This window comes from Alteromonas sp. AWJ4_197, from assembly GCF_056160285.1.
In genome coordinates, this window is sequence record NZ_JBSWWW010000045.1 from 1 (window position 1) to 576 (window position 576).

Annotated in this window: 1 protein-coding gene; it reads left to right on the forward strand. The window is 71.7% G+C overall.

Annotation, left to right across the window (positions count from 1 at the left end; genetic code table 11):
* Positions 1–71: 71 nt before the first annotated feature.
* On the forward strand, positions 72–576 hold a 505-nt coding region (locus ACXAGC_RS20470), incomplete at its 3' end, for an NYN domain-containing protein (protein WP_474846855.1).

The window sequence follows — 576 nt, forward strand, 5'->3', positions numbered from 1 at the left end:
GCGCTCCCCGGGGGGCGTCACGCCGCGCGCCCCGTGGAGCGCTCGGGCCCGGTCCGTGGCAGAGTCGACGCGTGAACACCGACGAAAAGCGCATCGCCCTGCTCATCGACGCCGACAACGCACCGGCGGCCAAGATCGACGTGGTCCTCGCCGAGGTGGCCCGCCACGGCGCCGCGAACGTCCGGCGCGCCTACGGCAACTGGAAGAGCCCGCACCTGCAGCAGTGGGAGGCGGTGCTGCACGCGTACGCGATCCGGCCGATCCAGCAGTTCGCCTACAGCACCGGCAAGAACGCCTCGGACATGGCCATGGTGATCGACGCCATGGACCTCCTCTACGCCGGATCGGTCGACGGCTTCGCGATCGTCTCCAGCGACGCCGACTTCACCCCGCTGGTGATGCGGATCCTCACCGACGGGCACAAGGTCTACGGCTTCGGCCAGCGGCAGACGCCGGAGCCGTTCATCAACGCCTGCTCGCAGTTCACCTACGTGGAGAGCCTGGGGGAGCCCGCCGAGGAGAAGCCCGGGGAGGCGCCGGCGGCCGCGCCGCAGCAGGCGCTGCGCGGGGACGCCC